Here is a 17,616-nt window from a genome sequence, read left to right on the forward strand (position 1 = left end):
TGCCGAGTAAGGGCCGAGTAAGGGCCGCCGGCCGGGTGTCGTCCGAAACAGGCCTGCACCCAGGCCGGCCTCCGCACCGCGCAATAGCGGCCGGCGCAATGCCGGCCCGCCAGCCGAGCTAATCGTTCAGTACATACGGCCGCGTCATCACTTCGAGGAAGTGGCCGTCCGGATCGTCGAAATACACGCCGCGGCCGCCGTTGTGGCGGTAGATGTCATCGGGTTGCCGCTTCGCCGGATCGGCCCAGTGCGGCAGTCCGCGCTCGCGGATGCGGGCCAGCACGCGATCGAAGCCGGCTTCGTCGAGCAGGAACGCGTAATGCTGCGACCGGATGTCCCCCGCCTGCTCGTAGAAATCGAGCGACACACCGTTGTCGAGCGGGACGACCAGCATCGCGCCGAACGGCGTCGGCGGCGGCAGTTCCAGAAGCTCGGTGAGGAAGCGGCTCGACGCGCGCTTGTCGCGGCACCAGACGATCGTATGGTTGAGCTGGACGTTCATGGTGTGTCCCCGTGAAGGGCCCCGCGGTGGGCATGGACTCACGATAGCCGATCGCTGCCGGTGCGCAAGCGCGGCAAGCGGCCGCCCGGCGGGCGGCCGCTTTCCTTACTCCCCGGCGACGGCCGGCCCGCCGGAATTCCCGCGGCGGTTGCGCCGCTTCTCGCCCCAGACGCGGAAACGGTCCATGTACAGGTAGACGACCGGCGTCGTATAGAGCGTCAGCACCTGCGACACGATCAGGCCGCCGGCGATCGCGATCCCGAGCGGCGCACGCAGCTCGGCACCGTCGCCGTTGCCGAACGCGAGCGGCAGTGCGCCGAGGAGCGCTGCCATCGTCGTCATCATGATCGGGCGGAAGCGCAGCAGGCACGCCTCGTGGATCGCGTCGAACGACGATTTGCCGTAGTTGCGCGTCTGGTCGATCGCGAAGTCGACCATCATGATCGCGTTCTTCTTCACGATGCCGATCAGCAGGATCACGCCGATCAGCGCGATGATGCTGAACTCGGTCTTGAACAGCAGCAGCGCGAGCAGCGCACCGACACCGGCCGACGGCAGCGTCGACAGGATCGTGATCGGGTGGATGTAGCTCTCGTACAGGATCCCGAGCACGATATAGACGGCCAGCAGCGCCGCGAGGATCAGGATCGGCTGGTCGTTCATCGACTGCTGGAACGCCTGCGCGGTGCCCTGGAAGCTGCCGACGATGGTCGGCGGGACGCCGACCTGCGCCATCGTCTGATAGATCACCTGCGTCGCCTGCGACAGCGACACGCCGGGCGGCAGGTTGAACGAGATGGTCGTCGCGACGAACAGCCCCTGGTGGTTGACCGACAGCGGCGTCGTGCTCGGCCCGAACGTCGCGATTGCCGACAGCGGGATCATCGTCGACTTCGACGTCGACACCGACGCACCCGACGACGCGCTCGACTTGCCGCTCGCGGCGATCGAGTTGAGCGCCTGGTTGCGCGCGGAGTCCGACGCGATCGCCGCGGCGCTCTGCGCAGCCGTGCCGGCGCTCGACGTGCCGGCCGCGGTCGCGACGTAGGTGCCGGCAGCCGCGTTGGTGGTCTGCGAGCCGTTCGCGCTGCCGCCCGACGTGCTGACCCACACCTGGTTCAGCATCTCGGGGCTCTGCCAGTATTTCGGCGCGACTTCCATCACCACGTGGTACTGGTTCAGCGGGTTGTAGATCGTCGAGACCTGGCGCTGGCCGAATGCGTCGTACAGCGTATTGTCGATCTGCGCGGGCTTGATGCCGAACCGCGCGGCCGTCGCGCGGTCGATCGTCACCATCGCCTCGAGGCCGCCTTGCTGCTGGTCCGAGTTCACGTCGGTCAGCTCGGGGCGCTTCTGCAGCGCCTCGGTCAGGACCGGCCCCCACTTGTACAGGTCGGTGCTCGAATCGCCGAGCAGCGTGAACTGGTACTGTGCGTTGCTCTGCCGGCCACCGACGCGGATGTCCTGCGCGGCCTGCAGGAACGTACGCGCACCCGCGACGTCCGACAGCGGCGGGCGCAGTTGCTGGATCACCTGGTCGGCCGACAGCTTGCGCTCGGTGCGATCCTTCAGCGTGACGAACATGAAGCCCGAGTTGGTCTGCGTGCCGCCGGTGAAGCCCGCGACGCTCTTCACGTTCGGGTTGCTCTGCACGATCCGCATCATCTCGGAGAACTTCAGCTTCATCGCCTGGAACGACGTCGACTGGTCGGCCTGGATGCCGCCGATCATCAGCCCGGTGTCCTGCTGCGGGAAGAAGCCTTTCGGCACGACGATGTACAGGTAGACGTTCAGCCCGATCGTTGCGAACAGCGTCAGCAGGATCAGCAGCGGCCGGCGCAGCGCCCACGACAGCGAGCGCTCGTAACCGCGCTGCATGCGGCTGAAACAGCGTTCCAGGAATCGCGCGAAGCGGCCTTCGCTCTGCGGCTCGTGCGACTCGGGGAGCAGGCGCGCGCACATCATCGGTGTCACCGTGAGCGACACCGCGAGCGATACGGCGATCGCGAGCGACAGCGTCAGCGCGAACTCGCGGAACAGGCGCCCGACGATGCCGCCCATCAGCAGGATCGGCAGGAACACCGCGACGAGCGAAATGCTCATCGACAGCACCGTGAAGCCGACCTCGCGCGCGCCGTCGAACGCGGCCTGCATGCGCGACTTGCCGTTCTCGATGTGCCGCGAGATGTTCTCGAGCACGACGATCGCATCGTCGACGACGAAGCCGGTCGCGACGATCAACGCCATCAGCGACAGGTTGTCGATCGAGAAGCCGAGCAGGTACATCGCGCCGAACGTGCCGATGATCGAGATCGGCACCGCGACGCTCGGGATCAGCGTCGCGCGCCAGTTGCGCAGGAACAGGAACACGACCATCACGACGAGGCTGACCGCGATCAGCAGCGTGTGCTCGGTGTCCTTCAGCGATGCGCGAATGGTGGTCGAGCGGTCGAGCACGGGCGTGACCGTGATGTCGGCCGGCAGCGACGCGGTGAGCTGCGGCAGCGCCGCGCGTACGCGGTCGATCGTATCGATGATGTTCGCGCCGGGCGAGCGGTAGAGGATCACGAGCACCGCGCGCTTGCCGTTCGACAGGCCGAGGTTGCGGAGATCCTCGACCGAATCGACGACGTCGGACAGGTCGGACAGCCGCACGGCCGCGCCGTTGCGATACGCGACGACGAGGTCGCGGTACTGCGACGCCTCGGACGCCTGGTCGTTCGTATACAGCTGGTAGCGCTGCGGGCCGAATTCGATCGCGCCCTTCGGCGCGTTGGCGTTCGCGGAGGCAAGCGCCGCGCGCACGTCCTCGAGGCCGATCCCGTAGTGGAACAGCGCCTGTGGCTCGAGCTCGACGCGCACGGCCGGGTTCGCGGAGCCGCTCACCGACACCTGGCCGATCCCGTCGATCTGCGACAGCGACTGCTGCAGCACGGTCGACGCGGCGTCGTACAGCTTCGCGGGCGACGAGGTCTCCGACGTCAGCGACACGATCATGATCGGCGAGTCGGCCGGGTTGACCTTGCGGTAGGTCGGGTTGCTCTTCAGCGCGGCGGGCAGGTCGGCACGCGCCGCGTTGATCGCGGCCTGCACGTCGCGCGCGGCGCCGTCGATGTCGCGATTCAGGCCGAACTGCAGGATGATCCGGGCATTGCCGACCGTGCTCGTCGACGTCATTTCGGAGACGTCGGCGATCGAGCCGAGGTGCCGCTCCAGCGGGCTCGTCACGCTGGTCGCGACGGTCTCGGGGCTCGCGCCGGGCAGCGACGCCTGCACCGAGATGGTGGGGAAGTCGACCTGCGGCAGCGGCGACACCGGCAGCTTGACGAACGCGAACAGGCCCGCGAGCGCGACGCCGATCGCGAGCAGCGTCGTCGCGACGGGGCGGGTGATGAAGGGGCGCGACAGGTTCATGTCGGCACTCGCTGGGCCGCCGCGTGTTCCGACGGATGCGTTTTCGGGAGATGGGGGGGCTGCGCCCCCCCACGCGAACGAAGTGAGCGTGGGGGTCGTTTCATTTACGCATCCGTGCGCTTGCCGGCATGGGGGCCGTGGCGTTCGAACCAGCCGCGCACACGGCGCGCGAGCGAGTCGAAGCCGAGGTAGATCACGGGTGTCGTGAACAGCGTCAGCACCTGCGACACGATCAGGCCGCCGGCGATCGCGACCCCGAGCGGCTGGCGCAGCTCGGAGCCCGCGCCGGAGCCGATGATCAGCGGCACAGCGCCGAGCAGCGCGGCGAGCGTCGTCATCAGGATCGGCCGGAAGCGCAGCAGGCACGCCTGGTAGATCGCCTCGCGCGGCGGCTTGCCTTCGACGCGCTCGGCCTCGAGCGCGAAGTCGATCATCATGATCGCGTTCTTCTTCACGATACCGATCAGCAGCACGATGCCGATGATCCCGATGATGTCGAGGTCGTGCCCGGTGATCATCAGCGCGAGCAACGCGCCGACGCCGGCCGACGGCAGCGTCGACAGGATCGTGATCGGATGGATGTAGCTCTCGTACAGCACGCCGAGCACGATGTACATCGTGATGACCGCCGCGAGGATCAGGAACAGCTGGTTCGACAGCGATGCCTGGAACGCGAGCGCCGCGCCCTGGAAGCGCGTCTGGAACGACGCGGGCAGCCCGATGTCCTTCTCGGCGGCGTCGATCGCCTTGACCGCCTCGCCGAGCGATGCGCCTGCCGCGAGGTTGAACGAGATGGTGGTCGACGGGAACTGCGACAGGTGCGCGACCAGCAGCGGCGACGGCCGCTCGTGGAACGACGCGATCGACGACAGCGGCACCTGGCCGCCACCGGCCGACGGCAGGTAGATGTCGTTCAGCGATTGCGCGTAGTGCTGCTCCTTCGGCTCGGACTCGAGAATCACGCGATACTGGTTCGACTGCGTGAAGATCGTCGACACGATGCGCTGGCCGAACGCGTCGTACAGCGCGTTGTCGACGGTCGCCGGCGTGATGCCGAAGCGCGCGGCGCTCGCACGGTCAATCTCGATGTAGACGGACTGGCCGTTGCTCTGCAGGTCGGTCGCGACGTCGGCGAGCGACGGCTCCTGCTGCAGCCGTGCGATGAGCTTCGGCACCCAGGTCGCGAATTCTTCCGAGTTCGGGCTCGTCAGCATGAACTGGTACTGCGTCGGGCTGACGGTCGAGTCGATCGTCAGATCCTGCACCGACTGCATGAAGAGCGAGATGCCGGTGATGTTCGACACACGATGCTGCAGGTCGCGGATGATCTGTGCGGCCGTTTCGGAACGGTCGTCGCGCGCCTTCAGGTTGATCAGCATCCGGCCGCTGTTCAGCGTGATGTTGCTGCCGTCGACGCCGATGAACGACGTGAGGCTCTCGACGTTCGGATCCTTCAGGATTTCGGCCGCGAGCGCCTGCTGGCGCTCGGCCATCGCGCCGTACGAGATCGACTGCGGCGCCTGCGTGATCGCCTGGATCACGCCGGTATCCTGCGCGGGGAAGAAGCCCTTCGGCACGTAGACGTACAGCAGCCCGGTCAGCACGAGCGTCAGCACGGCAACCACGAGCGTCGAGCCCTGGCGGTTCAGCACCCATTCGAGCGCGACCGCGTAGCGCGCGATCACCCAGTCGATCGCCCGGTGCACGCGCGCCTCGAAGCGATGGCTCTCGGGCGGCGGCGAATGGCGCAGCAGCTTCGCGCACATCATCGGCACGAGCGTGAGCGACACGATCGCCGAGATCACGATCGTCACCGCGAGCGTGATCGCGAATTCGTGGAAGAGGCGCCCGACCACGTCGCCCATGAACAGCAGCGGGATCAGCACCGCGATCAGCGACACCGTCAGCGAGATGATCGTGAAGCCGATCTGTTTCGAGCCCTTCAGCGCGGCCTCGAGCCCCGATTCGCCTTCCTCGACGTAGCGCGCGATGTTCTCGATCATCACGATCGCGTCGTCGACGACGAAGCCGGTCGCGATGGTGAGCGCCATCAGCGACAGGTTGTTCAACGAGAAGCCGGCCATGTACATCACCGCGAGCGTGCCGATCAGCGACAGCGGCACCGACAGGCTCGGGATGATCGTCGCGTAGACGTTCGCGAGGAACAGGTACATCACCAGCACGACGAGCCCGACCGCGACCAGCAGTTCGAACTGCACGTCGCGCACGGCGGCGCGGATCATCGTCGTGCGGTCGGTGACGATCTGCACGTCGAGCGCGGCCGGCAGCGTTTCCTGCAGCTTCGGCAGCTGCGCCTTGATCGCGTCCACCGTCTGGATCACGTTCGCGCCCGGCTGGCGCTGCACGTTCAGGATGATCGCGGGCTCCGAATTCACCCAGGCGCCGAGCTTGGTGTTCTCCGAGCCGGCGACGACCGTCGCGACGTCGGTGAGCATCACCGGGCGGCCGTTCTTGTAGGCGACGACGGCGCTGTTGTACTGGTCGGCGCTCGTGAGCTGGTCGTTCGCGTTGATCGTGTAGGCGCGCGTCGGGCCGTCGAAGTTGCCCTTCGGCGTGTTCACGTTCAGGTTCGAGATCGTCGTGCGCAGGTCGTCGAGGTTCATTCCGTACTGCGCGAGCGCGGTCGGGTTCGCCTGGATCCGCACGGCCGGGCGGTTGCCGCCCGACAGGCTGACGAGGCCGACGCCCGCGACCTGCGAGATCTTCATCGCGAGGCGCGTGTCGGCGAGGTCCTGCACCTGCGTGAGCGGCAGCGTCTTCGACGTGACGGCGAGCGTGATCACCGGCGCGTCGGCCGGGTTGACCTTCGCATAGATCGGCGGGGCAGGGAGGTCGGACGGCAGCAGGTTGCCCGCGGCGTTGATCGCGGCCTGCACTTCCTGTTCGGCGATGTCGAGCGGCAGGTCGAGCGAGAACTGCAGCGTGATCACGGACGAGCCGGCCGAACTCTGCGACGACATCTGGTTCAGCGACGGCATCTGCCCGAACTGCCGTTCGAGCGGCGCGGTGACCGACGAGGTCATCACCTCCGGGCTCGCGCCCGGGTAGAAGGTCTGGACCTGGATCGTCGGGTAGTCGACTTCCGGCAGTGCGGCGAGCGGCAGGAAGCGTAGCGCGACGAGACCGGCCAGCATGATCGCCGCCATCAGGAGGGCGGTGCCGACCGGCCGGAGAATGAAGAGGCGGGATGGATTCATCGAGCGGCCCGCGCGTTACTGGGCCGCGGGGGCCGCTGCCTGCGACGCGCCGTGCTTGTGCCCGCCGCGATGGCCGTCGGCGCCCGATGCACCCGACGCCGCACCGGCGCCGCGCGCGCCCGACGCGCCTTTCGGCTTGTCGGCCGGGATCGAGATCTTCGCGCCTTCGCGCAGGCGGTCGGAGCCGTCGGTCACCACGCGCTCGCCGAGCGACACGCCGCTGGCGATGCTCGTGCGTTCGCCGTCGACCGGGCCGATCGTGACCTTGCGCACCGTCACCGTGTTGTCGGGTTTCACGACGTAGACGAACTGGCCGATCGAGCCGGTCAGTACCGCGGACGTCGGCACGATCGTCGCATTGCGCAGCACGTCGACGAGCAGGCGTGTGTTCACGAACTGATTCGGGAACAGCATGCCTGCCTTGTTATCGAAGTTCGCGCGCAGCTTGACCGTGCCCGTGCTCGTGTCGATCTGGTTGTCGAGGGTCGCGAGCGAGCCCGTCTCGAGCGGCACCGTGTTGTTGCGGTTGTACGCGGTGACCGACAGCGTCTGGCCCGCGTTCACCTGCTTGAGGATCTGCGGCAGGTTGTCTTCCGACGTCGTGAAGATCACGCTCATCGGCTGCAGCTGCGTGATCACGACGAGGCCGTTGGAATCGCCCGGCGTCACGTAGTTGCCGGGGTCGACCTGGCGCAGGCCGACGCGGCCCGACACCGGCGCGGTGATGCGCGCATACGTGAGGTTCAGCTTCGCGGAATCGATCGCGGCCTGGTCGGTCTTCACCGCGCCTTCGTATTGCTTGACGAGCGAAGCCTGCGTATCGACGGTCTGCGACGCGATCGAGTCCTGCGACAGCAGCGTCTGGTAGCGCTTCAGGTCGAGGCGGGCCGTCGCGAGCAGCGCCGAGTCGCGCGCGTGCGTGCCTTCGGCGTTTTCGAGCGACACCTGGTACGGGCGCGGGTCGATCTGCGCGAGCACATCGCCTTTCTTGACGATCTGGCCTTCCTGGAACGAGACCGACTGCAGGTAGCCCGACAGCTGCGTCTTGACCGTCACGTTCGCGAGCGGCGTGACGGTGCCGAGCGCGGACAGCACGATCGGCATTTCGCCCTGCGTCGCGGTCGCGACCTGCACGGGCTGCGGAACGTTCGCCATCGCGGCGGGGCCGCCACGGCCGCGGTGGCCGCCGGCACCACTGGCGGCGCTTGCGCCCGCGCCCGTCGCGGCACTGCCGGCCGCCGGCGTACGGTTCCACGGGTGCCACCACAGCAGGCCGCCGATGACGACGACCGCAAGCGCCCCGGCCATCAGCGTGCGGCGCGGGCGCCGTGCGGCGGGAGACGCGGGATCTTTCGAAGGAGGCGTGGGCTTTTGTTCGTTATCCATCGTGTTCTGTCAGGAAGACGGCGCGGCGTGCCGGAAATCGGACTGCTAGGCTGCGCGTGAGCGGGCGGTGCCGGGAGGGGGCGCCCGGCTCGGTCCGGGGCCCCGCCGGCCTGCGCGGGAAAAGAGCGGTGCGCACCGCGAAGGCGGCGCGACGATGGGCATGATCCTACGTCCCGTCCCCGTTACAGTCCAGTGGTCTATCTTTCATCGGGTTACGGTCGTTACAGAACACGACAGAACGATGACGAATCGATTACACGGTGTGCCGCCGGGCCGGTGCGCCGCCGATCTCGCGGGTGATTTTCGCGATGCATTCGTGCAGCGCGGGCACCACGTGTTCGTGCAGCCATTCGGGCGGGCACTGGTGCGACGCGCCACCGCAATTCACCGAATAGCGTTGGCCCGACGGGCCGACGAAACCGGCCGCGACGGCATTCAGGCCCTCGCGCCATTCGCCGATCGCGATTGCATGGCCGTCGCGCATTGCGTCGTCCAGCGCGGGGTTCAGGCGCGCGGACACATGCGGCCAGTCGTCGCCCGCCGTGGTGCGCAGCGACTCGAGCAGCAGGCGGCGTTCGTCGTCCTCGAGTGCGGCGAGATACGCACGCCCCACCGCGGTGCGCGCGATGTCCATCCGCGAGCCGATCTCGAGACGCGTGACGAGCACGGCCGAGCGCGGCCGGATCACGTCGATCGCGACCATGTCGAGCCGGTCGCGCACCGCGAGGTGCACGGACAGCGACGTGCGTTCGGCCAGCTCGATCATGAACGGCCGCGAACGCGCGCGGATGTCGAAGTTGCGCAGGAAGCCGTGGCTCAGTTCGAGTACCGACGCGGTGAGCACGAAGCGCTCGCTGTCGGGCAACTGGAACAGGAAGCCGGCGCTGACGAGCGTCGCGGTGATGCGCGAGACGGTCGGCTTCGGGATGCCGGTCAGTTCGGTCAGCTCGCGGTTGCTGACGGGCGCGTCGGCAGCCGCGATGCGACGCAACACGGCGAGGCCGCGGGCGAGGGCGGTGATCTCGTCGGGCGAGGATTCACGGTCCCGCGACGCGGGAGAGGTTACAGTTGTCGACACGAGGGATTCTCTCTATTTCCGAAACTCGATTTCAATTTTGTTGGTATTGTAGGACTATTGTCAAAGGATGCATGTTCTGCAGGTGAACCGGTCATTGGATGAGATTTTACGGGTTCACCCTTGGTTTATTAGGAAAACGCTCAAATGTGCGTTGCCACAAAGTGCATGAACCGGTGCAAATACCGCTTGACTTGTCGGGCGGAAACGGAAAGAATGTCTCACGTTTTCGAAACATCGTTTCACGAGTTTAACCGGCAACGGTGTTTCGCGCAGTCTCTCAGGTTCTAGCACGGCCCTCGGAATGGCTAGAACTTTTTTAGCGCCACGGTCTCCGTGGCGCTTTTTTTTGCCTGTCTTTCTGCTCGTCCGCCCGGACGCGTCAGACCCGTATTATCCCCCGATCGTCGAAAGCCCCCGTTCGAACCCGTGCGGCGTCTCTTTGCGCGTGCGCGTTACGCGATTCGCGTGCGTAAAAAAAAGCGCGATGCCCGCACAGGGCATCGCGCATCAAACGGCGTGGAGCGCCGACGAATGAACGGTGATGAAGAAAGGGGCGCCCGGCTAGGGACGCCCGGTTAGGGGCGCCCGGCCAGGAGGCGGATCCTCCTCGCGTGGCCCGGTCAGGCCTTCGCGAGCTTGATGCTGGTTTGCTCGGCAGTCAGGTAGCCGACGCTCGCGCCGAAGCGGTCCTTGAAGTTCGTGCGCACGAGCGGATCGAGCGTCGGCTTGACCTTGTCGTGCAGCGGCGATTCCCAGTCGCCCGCGTGCTGGAAGTTGCTCATGATGTACGTCCAGCCGTTGATCTCGTCGACCGCGTGCAGGCCCGTCGATTCCGCGCCGGCCGGGCACGACAGCACGCGCACGAGCGACTTCGTGTCGACGTTGTAGGCCCACAGGAAGTTGTTCACGTGCATGCCCGAGTCTTCGCCGATGAAGAGCGTGCGCAGTTTTTCGGAGAACTTCAGGTTGTCCGGGTTCGCGATCTTGTCCTGGTGCGCGAGGTTGCCGAGCGCATCGGCCGTGGCGAGATCCTCGCCGACGAGCGCGGCCGGCGCGCCCATGTCGACCGGCACCCATTCGCTGTCGATCGCGCTGCCCGTCGTGTCGCGCTGGCTGCCCTTCAGGTTCAGTGCATAGACGGCGCCAGCTGCGATCTTCTTGTCGACCGCGACGTCGCGCGACACCGCGTTGCCCTTGACCATCGACGTCTCGATCCGCGACATCGCCGTGTAGACGATCTTGTCCTTCGCGTTCACGGTCGTGCCTTCGAGCTTCGTGAAGCCCATGCTGCCGCCGAGCAGCGCCGCATAGCGGTGCGTCTCGAGGAACGCGGCCGCCTTTTCCATCCCCGGCTTCACGCGCATCCAGTTGAACTTGCCGCCGAAGTGGATCTTCGTATAGCTCGCATCGTTCGGGTCGGTGGTCACCAGGTCCATGATGTCCGACGCCTTCAGCGTGTTCGCGAGCGTTTCGATTTCGCCACTCGTCGCATGGCCGATCCTGATCCACGTCAGCGTGGCGGTACCCGCGCCGGCGGACGACGTCTGCGTCCACTTCGCGACGTACAGCGTGCCGGCCGACAGGTCGGCCGCTTTGTCCGCGACGAACATGAACAGGCCGCCGTTGGTTGCGTCGTCACCCATCATCACGGTGCGCTGGTCCGGCATCACCTGGATCAGCTCGTGCGAGATGCGGCCGAGGCAATAGTGCTTCTTCACGGTGCCCGTGCCGTCCGGATTCACGGTGATCTCGGGCAGGTGGCCGTAGTGGTAGGGGTTCGCCTTCGTCTCGTCGCCGAACGTGTTCTTGCTGAACGCCTTGAACTGCGCGTCGGTCGCGACCTTGGTCGCGTCCGGTTCGTACTCCTCGCTCGACAGGTGCGTGCCCCACGGCGACAGGCTCGCGCCGCAGGTGATCCACAGGCCGTGCGCCTTCGACGTGTCGACGTTGTGGTACTTGACGACCTTCAGCGCGCCGTTGGCCGGATCCTGGTCGAGCGTCAGCACCGCGATCGGCGACGGCAGCTGGCCGTACTGCGATGCGCTGGCCTGGTCGCGCGTCGTGTATTCGAACTGCACGACGGCGAACACCGTGTTGCCCTTCACGCCGGGTACGTTCGCGTTCTTCAGCGTCAGCAGCGAGCTGCCGTCCGGGCAGTCGGAATAGAACTGGCGCTCCTTGCCGGCAACCGAGCGGTCGATGATCGGCTGGTTGTTGATGTCGTAGTAGCCGCCCGCGAGCGTCGTGCCGCCCTTGCCGTCCGGCACCATGTCGCCCGTCACGAAGAACGGCCGGTACGCCAGCTTGAAGTTGCGCGCCGAGCCGTCCGAGAACGACACCGACAGCGTCGAGCCGACCGTCGTCGTGGCCATCGCGGCCGCGTTGTCGAGCGTGGGCGCGGCCATCGCCGAGAACGTCGCCGACGTGTACGCTGCGGCGACCGGGGCCGGCGTCGACGCCGGATTGTCGTCGCCGCCGCAACCCGTCAGCAGGGCCGGCAGCGCGAGGCCGGAAAGGGGCAGCATCGGCGCGCCGGCGAGGATCTTCAGGGCCTGACGACGGGCAGCATTGGGCAACGCGGGCATGTGGAGTCCAGTTTCAGTTGTTGGAAGAATGGCCTTCGTGAAGCGCAAGCAGGCGAACGGCAAGCTTCACGAAGGCATATTGAAAACTGGACGGAAGTGTAAGGACGCTCGATGAAAGTTTTTTGAATTGAAAACGTAATGATGCGTCAGGCGTTCGTCAGGCGCTCAATCGCGTTCGGGCGTCGCCGAGATGCGGTGGATCGACAGGTCGGCGCCATCGAACTCGGCTTCGCGGTCGAGGCGCAGCCCGACGGTCGCTTTCAGCGCACCGTAGACGAGCGTGCCGCCCGCGGTCGCGATCGCGATGCCGCCGAGCGTGCCGACGAGCTGCGACATGAACGACACGCCGCCAAGGCCGCCGAGGGCAGGCAGGCCGAACACGCCGGCCGCGAGGCCGCCGAGCGCGCCGCACATGCCGTGCAGCGGCCACACGCCGAGCACGTCGTCGATGCGCCACTTGTTCTGTACGCAGGTGAACATCGCGACGAACAGCGCGCCGGCCGCGGCGCCCGTGACGAGCGCGCCGATCGGGTGCATCACGTCGGAGCCCGCGCACACCGCGACGAGGCCCGCGAGCGGCCCGTTGTACGTGAAGCCGGGGTCGTTGCGGCCGGCCATCCACGCGGCGAGCGTGCCGCCGACCATCGCCATCAGCGAGTTCACTGCGACGAGGCCGCTGATCTTGTCGAGCGTCTGCGCGCTCATCACGTTGAAGCCGAACCAGCCGACCGCGAGCACCCACGCGCCGAGCGCGAGGAACGGGATGTTAGACGGCGGGTGCGCGGCGATCCGGCCGTCCTTCGCGTAGCGGCCGTGGCGCGCGCCGAGCAGCAGCACGGCCGGCAGCGCGACCCAGCCGCCGAACGCGTGCACGACGACCGAGCCCGCGAAATCGTGGAACGGCGCGCCGAACGCGTGCGTGAGCCAGGCTTGCACGCCGAAGCGTTCGTTCCATGCCATTCCTTCGAAGAACGGATAGATGAAGCCGACGATGATCAGCGTCGCGACGAGCTGAGGGTTGAACTTCGCGCGCTCGGCGATGCCGCCGGACACGATCGCGGGAATCGCCGCCGCGAAGGTCAGCAGGAAGAAGAAGCGCACGAGCGCGTAGCCGTTGTGCTGCGACAGCGTGCCGATGTCGTCGAAGAATTCGACGCCGTACGCGATCGTGTAGCCGATGAAGAAATACGCGAGCGTCGACACCGAGAAGTCGACCAGGATCTTCACGAGCGCGTTGACCTGGTTCTTCTTGCGGACCGTGCCGAGTTCGAGAAATGCAAAGCCCGCGTGCATCGCGAGCACCATGACGGCGCCGATCAACAGGAACAGTGTGTCGACGCCGGATTTCAGACCAACCATGCCGTGGCTTCCTTGCGCAAAAAACGGGCAAGGAATGCAAGTATCGAGCCAACTTGGTGAGCGGCTGCATGGAGTTGGTGCTCGAACGCCGCGCGTTGCGGCATTCCGGTGAATCGTGCACGGGAAGGGGGCGCGCCCGGCACGGGCCGAGTGCGATGCCGGGTGCACGCGTGTGGTGCGGCACGTGCGGAACTGGTGCGTGCGACGAGCCGATTGGTGCGGCGTGGTGCGCGATGGTGCGTCGTTGCGCGCCGATCCGGCGCGTCAGTGGCGCGTGAACAGCTGGGGCGGCCGGCGCAGCCGCAGCGCGCACGCCGACCAGTAGGCGGCGACGGTCGTCAGCCCGAGCGCGGCAAACGCGAGCGCCGCGAAACCCGCAAGCGACTGGCCTTCGCCGTCGGGGCCGAGGATGCCTTGCACGACGATCAGCGCGGCCGTCCAGAACCCGATCACGGCCTGTGTGAGCAGACGCGCGGTTGCGACGCGGCGCGCTCGCCCGGATTCGGCCAGACGGCACGCCGACCGCGGGCGCAGACACAGGAACAGGATGGCGGCGAGCAGCGCAGCCAAGGCGATGAACCAGTCGATGAGGAAATCCATGAGAAAAAGGGGCACGTCCGAAGCGGATTGAAGCGTGTCCACTTTAGTGTCCTCGCGTGCGCGATTGAATCAGACGAGTCCGAAATTGAAAGCCATTTTTAATGACGGGGCGTGATTGGCCCTGTTCCACAGGCGGTATCATCGATGTCGGTCCAACCACGAGGCCGCGCGATGCGCGGCCGGAGATTGCTGATGAACATGAAGACATCGCGGGCGCGTCGTGTGCCCGGGTCCGTACTGGCGGCCGTGGCCGCCGGCGCGCTGCTGTTGCTCGCGGGCTGCGAGAAGTCCGGTGCGCCGGTCACGCAACCCGATACGGCCGCGAGCGCGGCTGCCGATGCCGCGAACAATGCGGCCAAGGCGCTCGACCAGGTGGCGAGCACCGTCAACCAGCAGCTCAACGCCGCGAAGGCCGGCATCGCGTCCGCGGCGTCAGCGGTGCCGCCGCTGTCCGCGAGCGGCCTCGCATCCGCCGCGCAGGCGCAGATCGACGCGGCCGCGTCCGCCGTCGTCGCGCATGCGGCTTCCGAAGCCGGCGCGAAGATCGCGGAAGCCGGCAAGAAGCTCCAGCAGTGGAGCCAGCAGAATGCCTCGGGCGCCAAGCCTGCGAGCGGAGAGTGATGCGGGCTTGCATGATCCGCTAAATGTAATTATGATGGTTACATATGTCGCCGGCTGCAGGACGGGCCGGCGTCGTCAAGTGAGTGAGGAATGAATACCAGCAGCCGGTTCGCGTTTGCCGTCCACGTGCTTGCCTTGCTGTCGATGCAGGAGGGCGTGCCGCTGTCGTCCGACATCATCGCGGGCAGCGTGAACACGAATCCGGCGCTGATCCGCCGGTTGCTGTCGATGCTGGCGGCCGCGGGGCTGACCACGTCGCAACTGGGTGCGGGCGGCGGTGCGCTGCTGGCGCGCGAGCCCGGCGCGATCACGCTGCTCGACGTGTATCGCGCGGTTGACGACGCGCAACTGTTCGCGCTGCACCGCGAGGCGCCGAATCCCGCGTGTCTCGTCGGGCGGCACATCCAGGGTGCGTTGATCGACTACATCGGCGATGCGCAGCGTGCGATGGAAGCATCGCTTGCCACGCGCACGTTGGCCGACGTCACGGCCGACGTGCTGGAGCTGGAGCAGCGCACGCAACATGAGGCGCGCGCCGGCGGGTGACCGGCGGCAGGGCAGGAGGCCGGACGGCGCGAGAGGCGCGGCGACCGGCGCAATGGGGGCTTTGCCCCGTTTTTTTCGGTCTTATATGTAATTAACTGTGTTACATATTTTTCTTACTGGAGAATCGATATGACGCAACGTACTTTGAATATCGCGCTGTTCGGCGCTACCGGCACGATCGGCTCGCGCATCGCCGCGGAAGCCGCACGACGCGGCCATCGCGTGACCGCGCTGTCGCGCAACCCCGGTGCAGCCGGCGAAGGCATCACCGTGAAGGCGGCGGACCTGTTCGACGCGGCCAGCATCGCGGCCGCGCTGCCGGGTCATGACGTCGTCGCGAGCGCGTACGGTCCGAAGCAGGACGATGCGGCGAAGGTCGTCGCGGCTGCGAAGGCACTGGTCGCCGGCACGCGCCAGGCAGGGCTGAAACGGCTCGTGGTGGTGGGCGGTGCCGGTTCGCTCGAAGTCGCACCCGGCAAGCAGCTTGTCGACAGCGAAGGTTTCCCGGAGGCGTACAAGGCGGTCGCACTCGCGCACCGCGACGCGCTCGACTACCTGAAGACGGCCGGCGATCTCGACTGGACGTTCTTCGCGCCGGCCGCGCTGATTGCCCCGGGTGAGCGCACGGGTACGTTCCGCACGGGCGTCGGCAAGCTGATCGCGGATGCACAGGGCAACAGCAAGATCTCGGCGGAAGACTACGCGGTCGCGTTCGTCGACGCGCTCGAGCAAGACAGCTTCGTGCGCGAGATCGCGACGGTCGCGTATTGAGCGGCGCGCCGGCCGGCAGCGCGTGAGCGCGGGGCCGGCCGTACGCGCAGGAACGCCAGGCGATTCCACCTTGACGGGCGGGATCGCCTGTTTCGTCTGGAGCGGGCCGCGTGCCGGCGGATTCGCTCGTCTCGCGTGCATGCCGGATCGGTATTTATACCGGTCGACGCGGCGATGCGGTTTTCATATTGTTCCCCGTTGTGCAGGATGAATAGAATAAATTTCTATCTACGAGGGACTGGAGAAATGGACGCCATCGATCGCAAGCTGCTGGAGCTGTTGCAGGCGGATGCCACGCTGCCGATCGCGGAATTGGCACAGCGCGTGAACCTGTCGCAGACGCCGTGCTGGAAGCGCGTGCAGCGGCTCAAGGAAACCGGCGCGATTCGCGCGCAGGTTGCACTGTGCGATCCGCGCAAGCTCGGGGTCGGCACGACCGTGTTCGTCGCGATCCGTACGAACCAGCACACCGAGGAATGGGCGCAGCGTTTCACGCAGGCCGTGCGCGACATGCCGGAAGTGGTCGAGGTGTACCGGATGAGCGGCGAGACCGATTACCTGCTGCGCGTCGTGGTGGCCGGCATCGACGATTACGACCGCGTGTACAAGCAGCTGATTCGTGCGGTGCCGCTGTTCGACGTCAGCTCGTCGTTCGCGATGGAGCAGATCAAGTATTCGACCGCGCTACCCGTGCGCGATCTTGCCGAGCCGGCGTAGCGCGGCACTGAAACGGCGCGGGCGCGCATCGCGCCCGCGGGTTCAGCGGCCGCGCGCCAGTGCGCGCGCGCGTTCGTCGGCCAGCGCGTCGCGGCGCACGAAATCCGCGACGAACGGGCTGGCCGGATGGTGATGCAGTGCGTACGGCGTATCCCATTGCGCGAGCTGGCCATCCTTCATCACGCCGATCCGGTCGGCAATCGCGAACGCTTCGGCCTGGTTGTGCGTGACGAGGATCGCGGTGTGGCCCGACCGTTTCAGGATGTCGCGCAGCTCGAACGCGAGCCGCTCGCGCGTATCGACGTCGAGATTCGAGAACGGCTCGTCGAGCAGCAGCAGTTCCGGCGACGGCGCGAGCGCACGCGCGAGTGCGACGCGCTGCTGCTGGCCGCCTGACAGCTCATGCGGATACGCGCCGCCGGACTCGGCGAGGCCGACGAGTTCGAGCATCTCGGCGACGCGCATGCGCCGCTCGGCCTTCGGCATGCGCCGCAGGCCGAACGCGACGTTGTCCGCGGTGCTCAAGTGCGGGAACAGCGCGTAATCCTGGAACATCATGCCGATGCGGCGCCGCTCGGGCGGCACGTCGAGCGACGGCGCCGCGACGGGCGTGCCGTCCAGCACGATGCGCCCCATGCGCACCGGTTCGAAGCCGGCAATCGCGCGCAGCACGGTGGTCTTGCCGCAGCCCGACGCGCCGAGCAGGCAGCCGATGTCGCCGCGCGGCAGCGCGAGGCTCAGCCCGTCGACCACCGAGCGGCGGCCGTGCGGCGTGTCGTAGGCGAGGCAGAGGTCATCGAGTTCGAGCAGGTTCACGGT

Annotated in this window: 13 protein-coding genes; 4 read left to right on the forward strand and 9 right to left on the reverse strand. The window is 67.0% G+C overall.

Going from position 1 to position 17,616, the window contains the following annotated elements; all coding sequences use genetic code 11:
- Positions 1–118 precede the first annotated feature (118 nt).
- From HAV18_RS16915 to HAV18_RS16950, 8 genes are all read right to left on the reverse strand, one after another.
- Positions 119–502 (reverse strand): VOC family protein, encoded by a 384-nt coding sequence (locus tag HAV18_RS16915; RefSeq protein WP_166957735.1) that lies wholly within the window; start codon positions 500–502, stop codon positions 119–121.
- Between the two features lie 105 nt (positions 503–607).
- Complete coding sequence (locus tag HAV18_RS16920) at positions 608–3,916, reverse strand: efflux RND transporter permease subunit (RefSeq protein WP_166957736.1); 3,309 nt, start codon at positions 3,914–3,916, stop codon at positions 608–610.
- 104 nt (positions 3,917–4,020) lie between these two features.
- Positions 4,021–7,134, reverse strand: a complete 3,114-nt coding sequence (locus HAV18_RS16925; protein WP_166957737.1) for an MdtB/MuxB family multidrug efflux RND transporter permease subunit — start codon at positions 7,132–7,134, stop codon at positions 4,021–4,023.
- A 15-nt stretch (positions 7,135–7,149) separates the two neighbouring features.
- Positions 7,150–8,520, reverse strand: a complete 1,371-nt coding sequence (locus tag HAV18_RS16930) for an MdtA/MuxA family multidrug efflux RND transporter periplasmic adaptor subunit (protein ID WP_166957738.1) — start codon at positions 8,518–8,520, stop codon at positions 7,150–7,152.
- Between the two features lie 253 nt (positions 8,521–8,773).
- Entirely contained in the window at positions 8,774–9,598 is an 825-nt protein-coding gene (locus tag HAV18_RS16935; protein ID WP_166957739.1) for an IclR family transcriptional regulator, read from the reverse strand.
- 620 nt (positions 9,599–10,218) lie between these two features.
- Positions 10,219–12,183: a PhoX family phosphatase gene (locus HAV18_RS16940; RefSeq protein WP_166957740.1), complete on the reverse strand. Its 1,965-nt coding sequence runs from the start codon at positions 12,181–12,183 to the stop codon at positions 10,219–10,221.
- 165 nt (positions 12,184–12,348) lie between these two features.
- Positions 12,349–13,542: an ammonium transporter gene (locus HAV18_RS16945; RefSeq protein ID WP_166957741.1), complete on the reverse strand. Its 1,194-nt coding sequence runs from the start codon at positions 13,540–13,542 to the stop codon at positions 12,349–12,351.
- Positions 13,543–13,806: 264 nt separating this feature from the next.
- A complete protein-coding gene (locus tag HAV18_RS16950) occupies positions 13,807–14,142 on the reverse strand; it encodes a hypothetical protein (RefSeq protein WP_166957742.1) in 336 nt (111 codons plus the stop codon).
- A 192-nt stretch (positions 14,143–14,334) separates the two neighbouring features.
- Between HAV18_RS16950 and HAV18_RS16955 the strand changes: the two genes are divergently transcribed.
- The 4 genes from HAV18_RS16955 (at position 14,335) to HAV18_RS16970 (ending at position 16,797) form a co-directional block, all read left to right on the forward strand.
- The gene (locus tag HAV18_RS16955) at positions 14,335–14,763 is read left to right on the forward strand and encodes a hypothetical protein (RefSeq protein ID WP_166892830.1); all 429 of its coding nucleotides are present in this window, start codon (positions 14,335–14,337) and stop codon (positions 14,761–14,763) included.
- A 90-nt stretch (positions 14,764–14,853) separates the two neighbouring features.
- On the forward strand, positions 14,854–15,309 hold the full coding sequence (locus HAV18_RS16960; protein WP_166957743.1) for an Rrf2 family transcriptional regulator: 456 nt from the start codon (positions 14,854–14,856) through the stop codon (positions 15,307–15,309).
- 129 nt (positions 15,310–15,438) lie between these two features.
- Positions 15,439–16,080: an NAD(P)-dependent oxidoreductase gene (locus tag HAV18_RS16965; protein ID WP_166957744.1), complete on the forward strand. Its 642-nt coding sequence runs from the start codon at positions 15,439–15,441 to the stop codon at positions 16,078–16,080.
- A gap of 246 nt (positions 16,081–16,326) precedes the next feature.
- Positions 16,327–16,797 carry an Lrp/AsnC family transcriptional regulator gene (locus tag HAV18_RS16970; protein WP_011351482.1) on the forward strand — a complete coding sequence of 157 codons (471 nt, stop codon included), beginning with the start codon at positions 16,327–16,329 and terminating at the stop codon, positions 16,795–16,797.
- Positions 16,798–16,839: 42 nt separating this feature from the next.
- Here the strand turns inward: HAV18_RS16970 and HAV18_RS16975 are convergent, their stop codons facing one another.
- The gene (locus HAV18_RS16975) at positions 16,840–17,613 is read right to left on the reverse strand and encodes an ABC transporter ATP-binding protein (RefSeq protein WP_166957745.1); all 774 of its coding nucleotides are present in this window, start codon (positions 17,611–17,613) and stop codon (positions 16,840–16,842) included.
- Between the last annotated feature and the right edge of the window lie 3 nt (positions 17,614–17,616).

Source organism: Burkholderia sp. D-99, from assembly GCF_011605345.1.
Classification (GTDB): domain Bacteria; phylum Pseudomonadota; class Gammaproteobacteria; order Burkholderiales; family Burkholderiaceae; genus Burkholderia.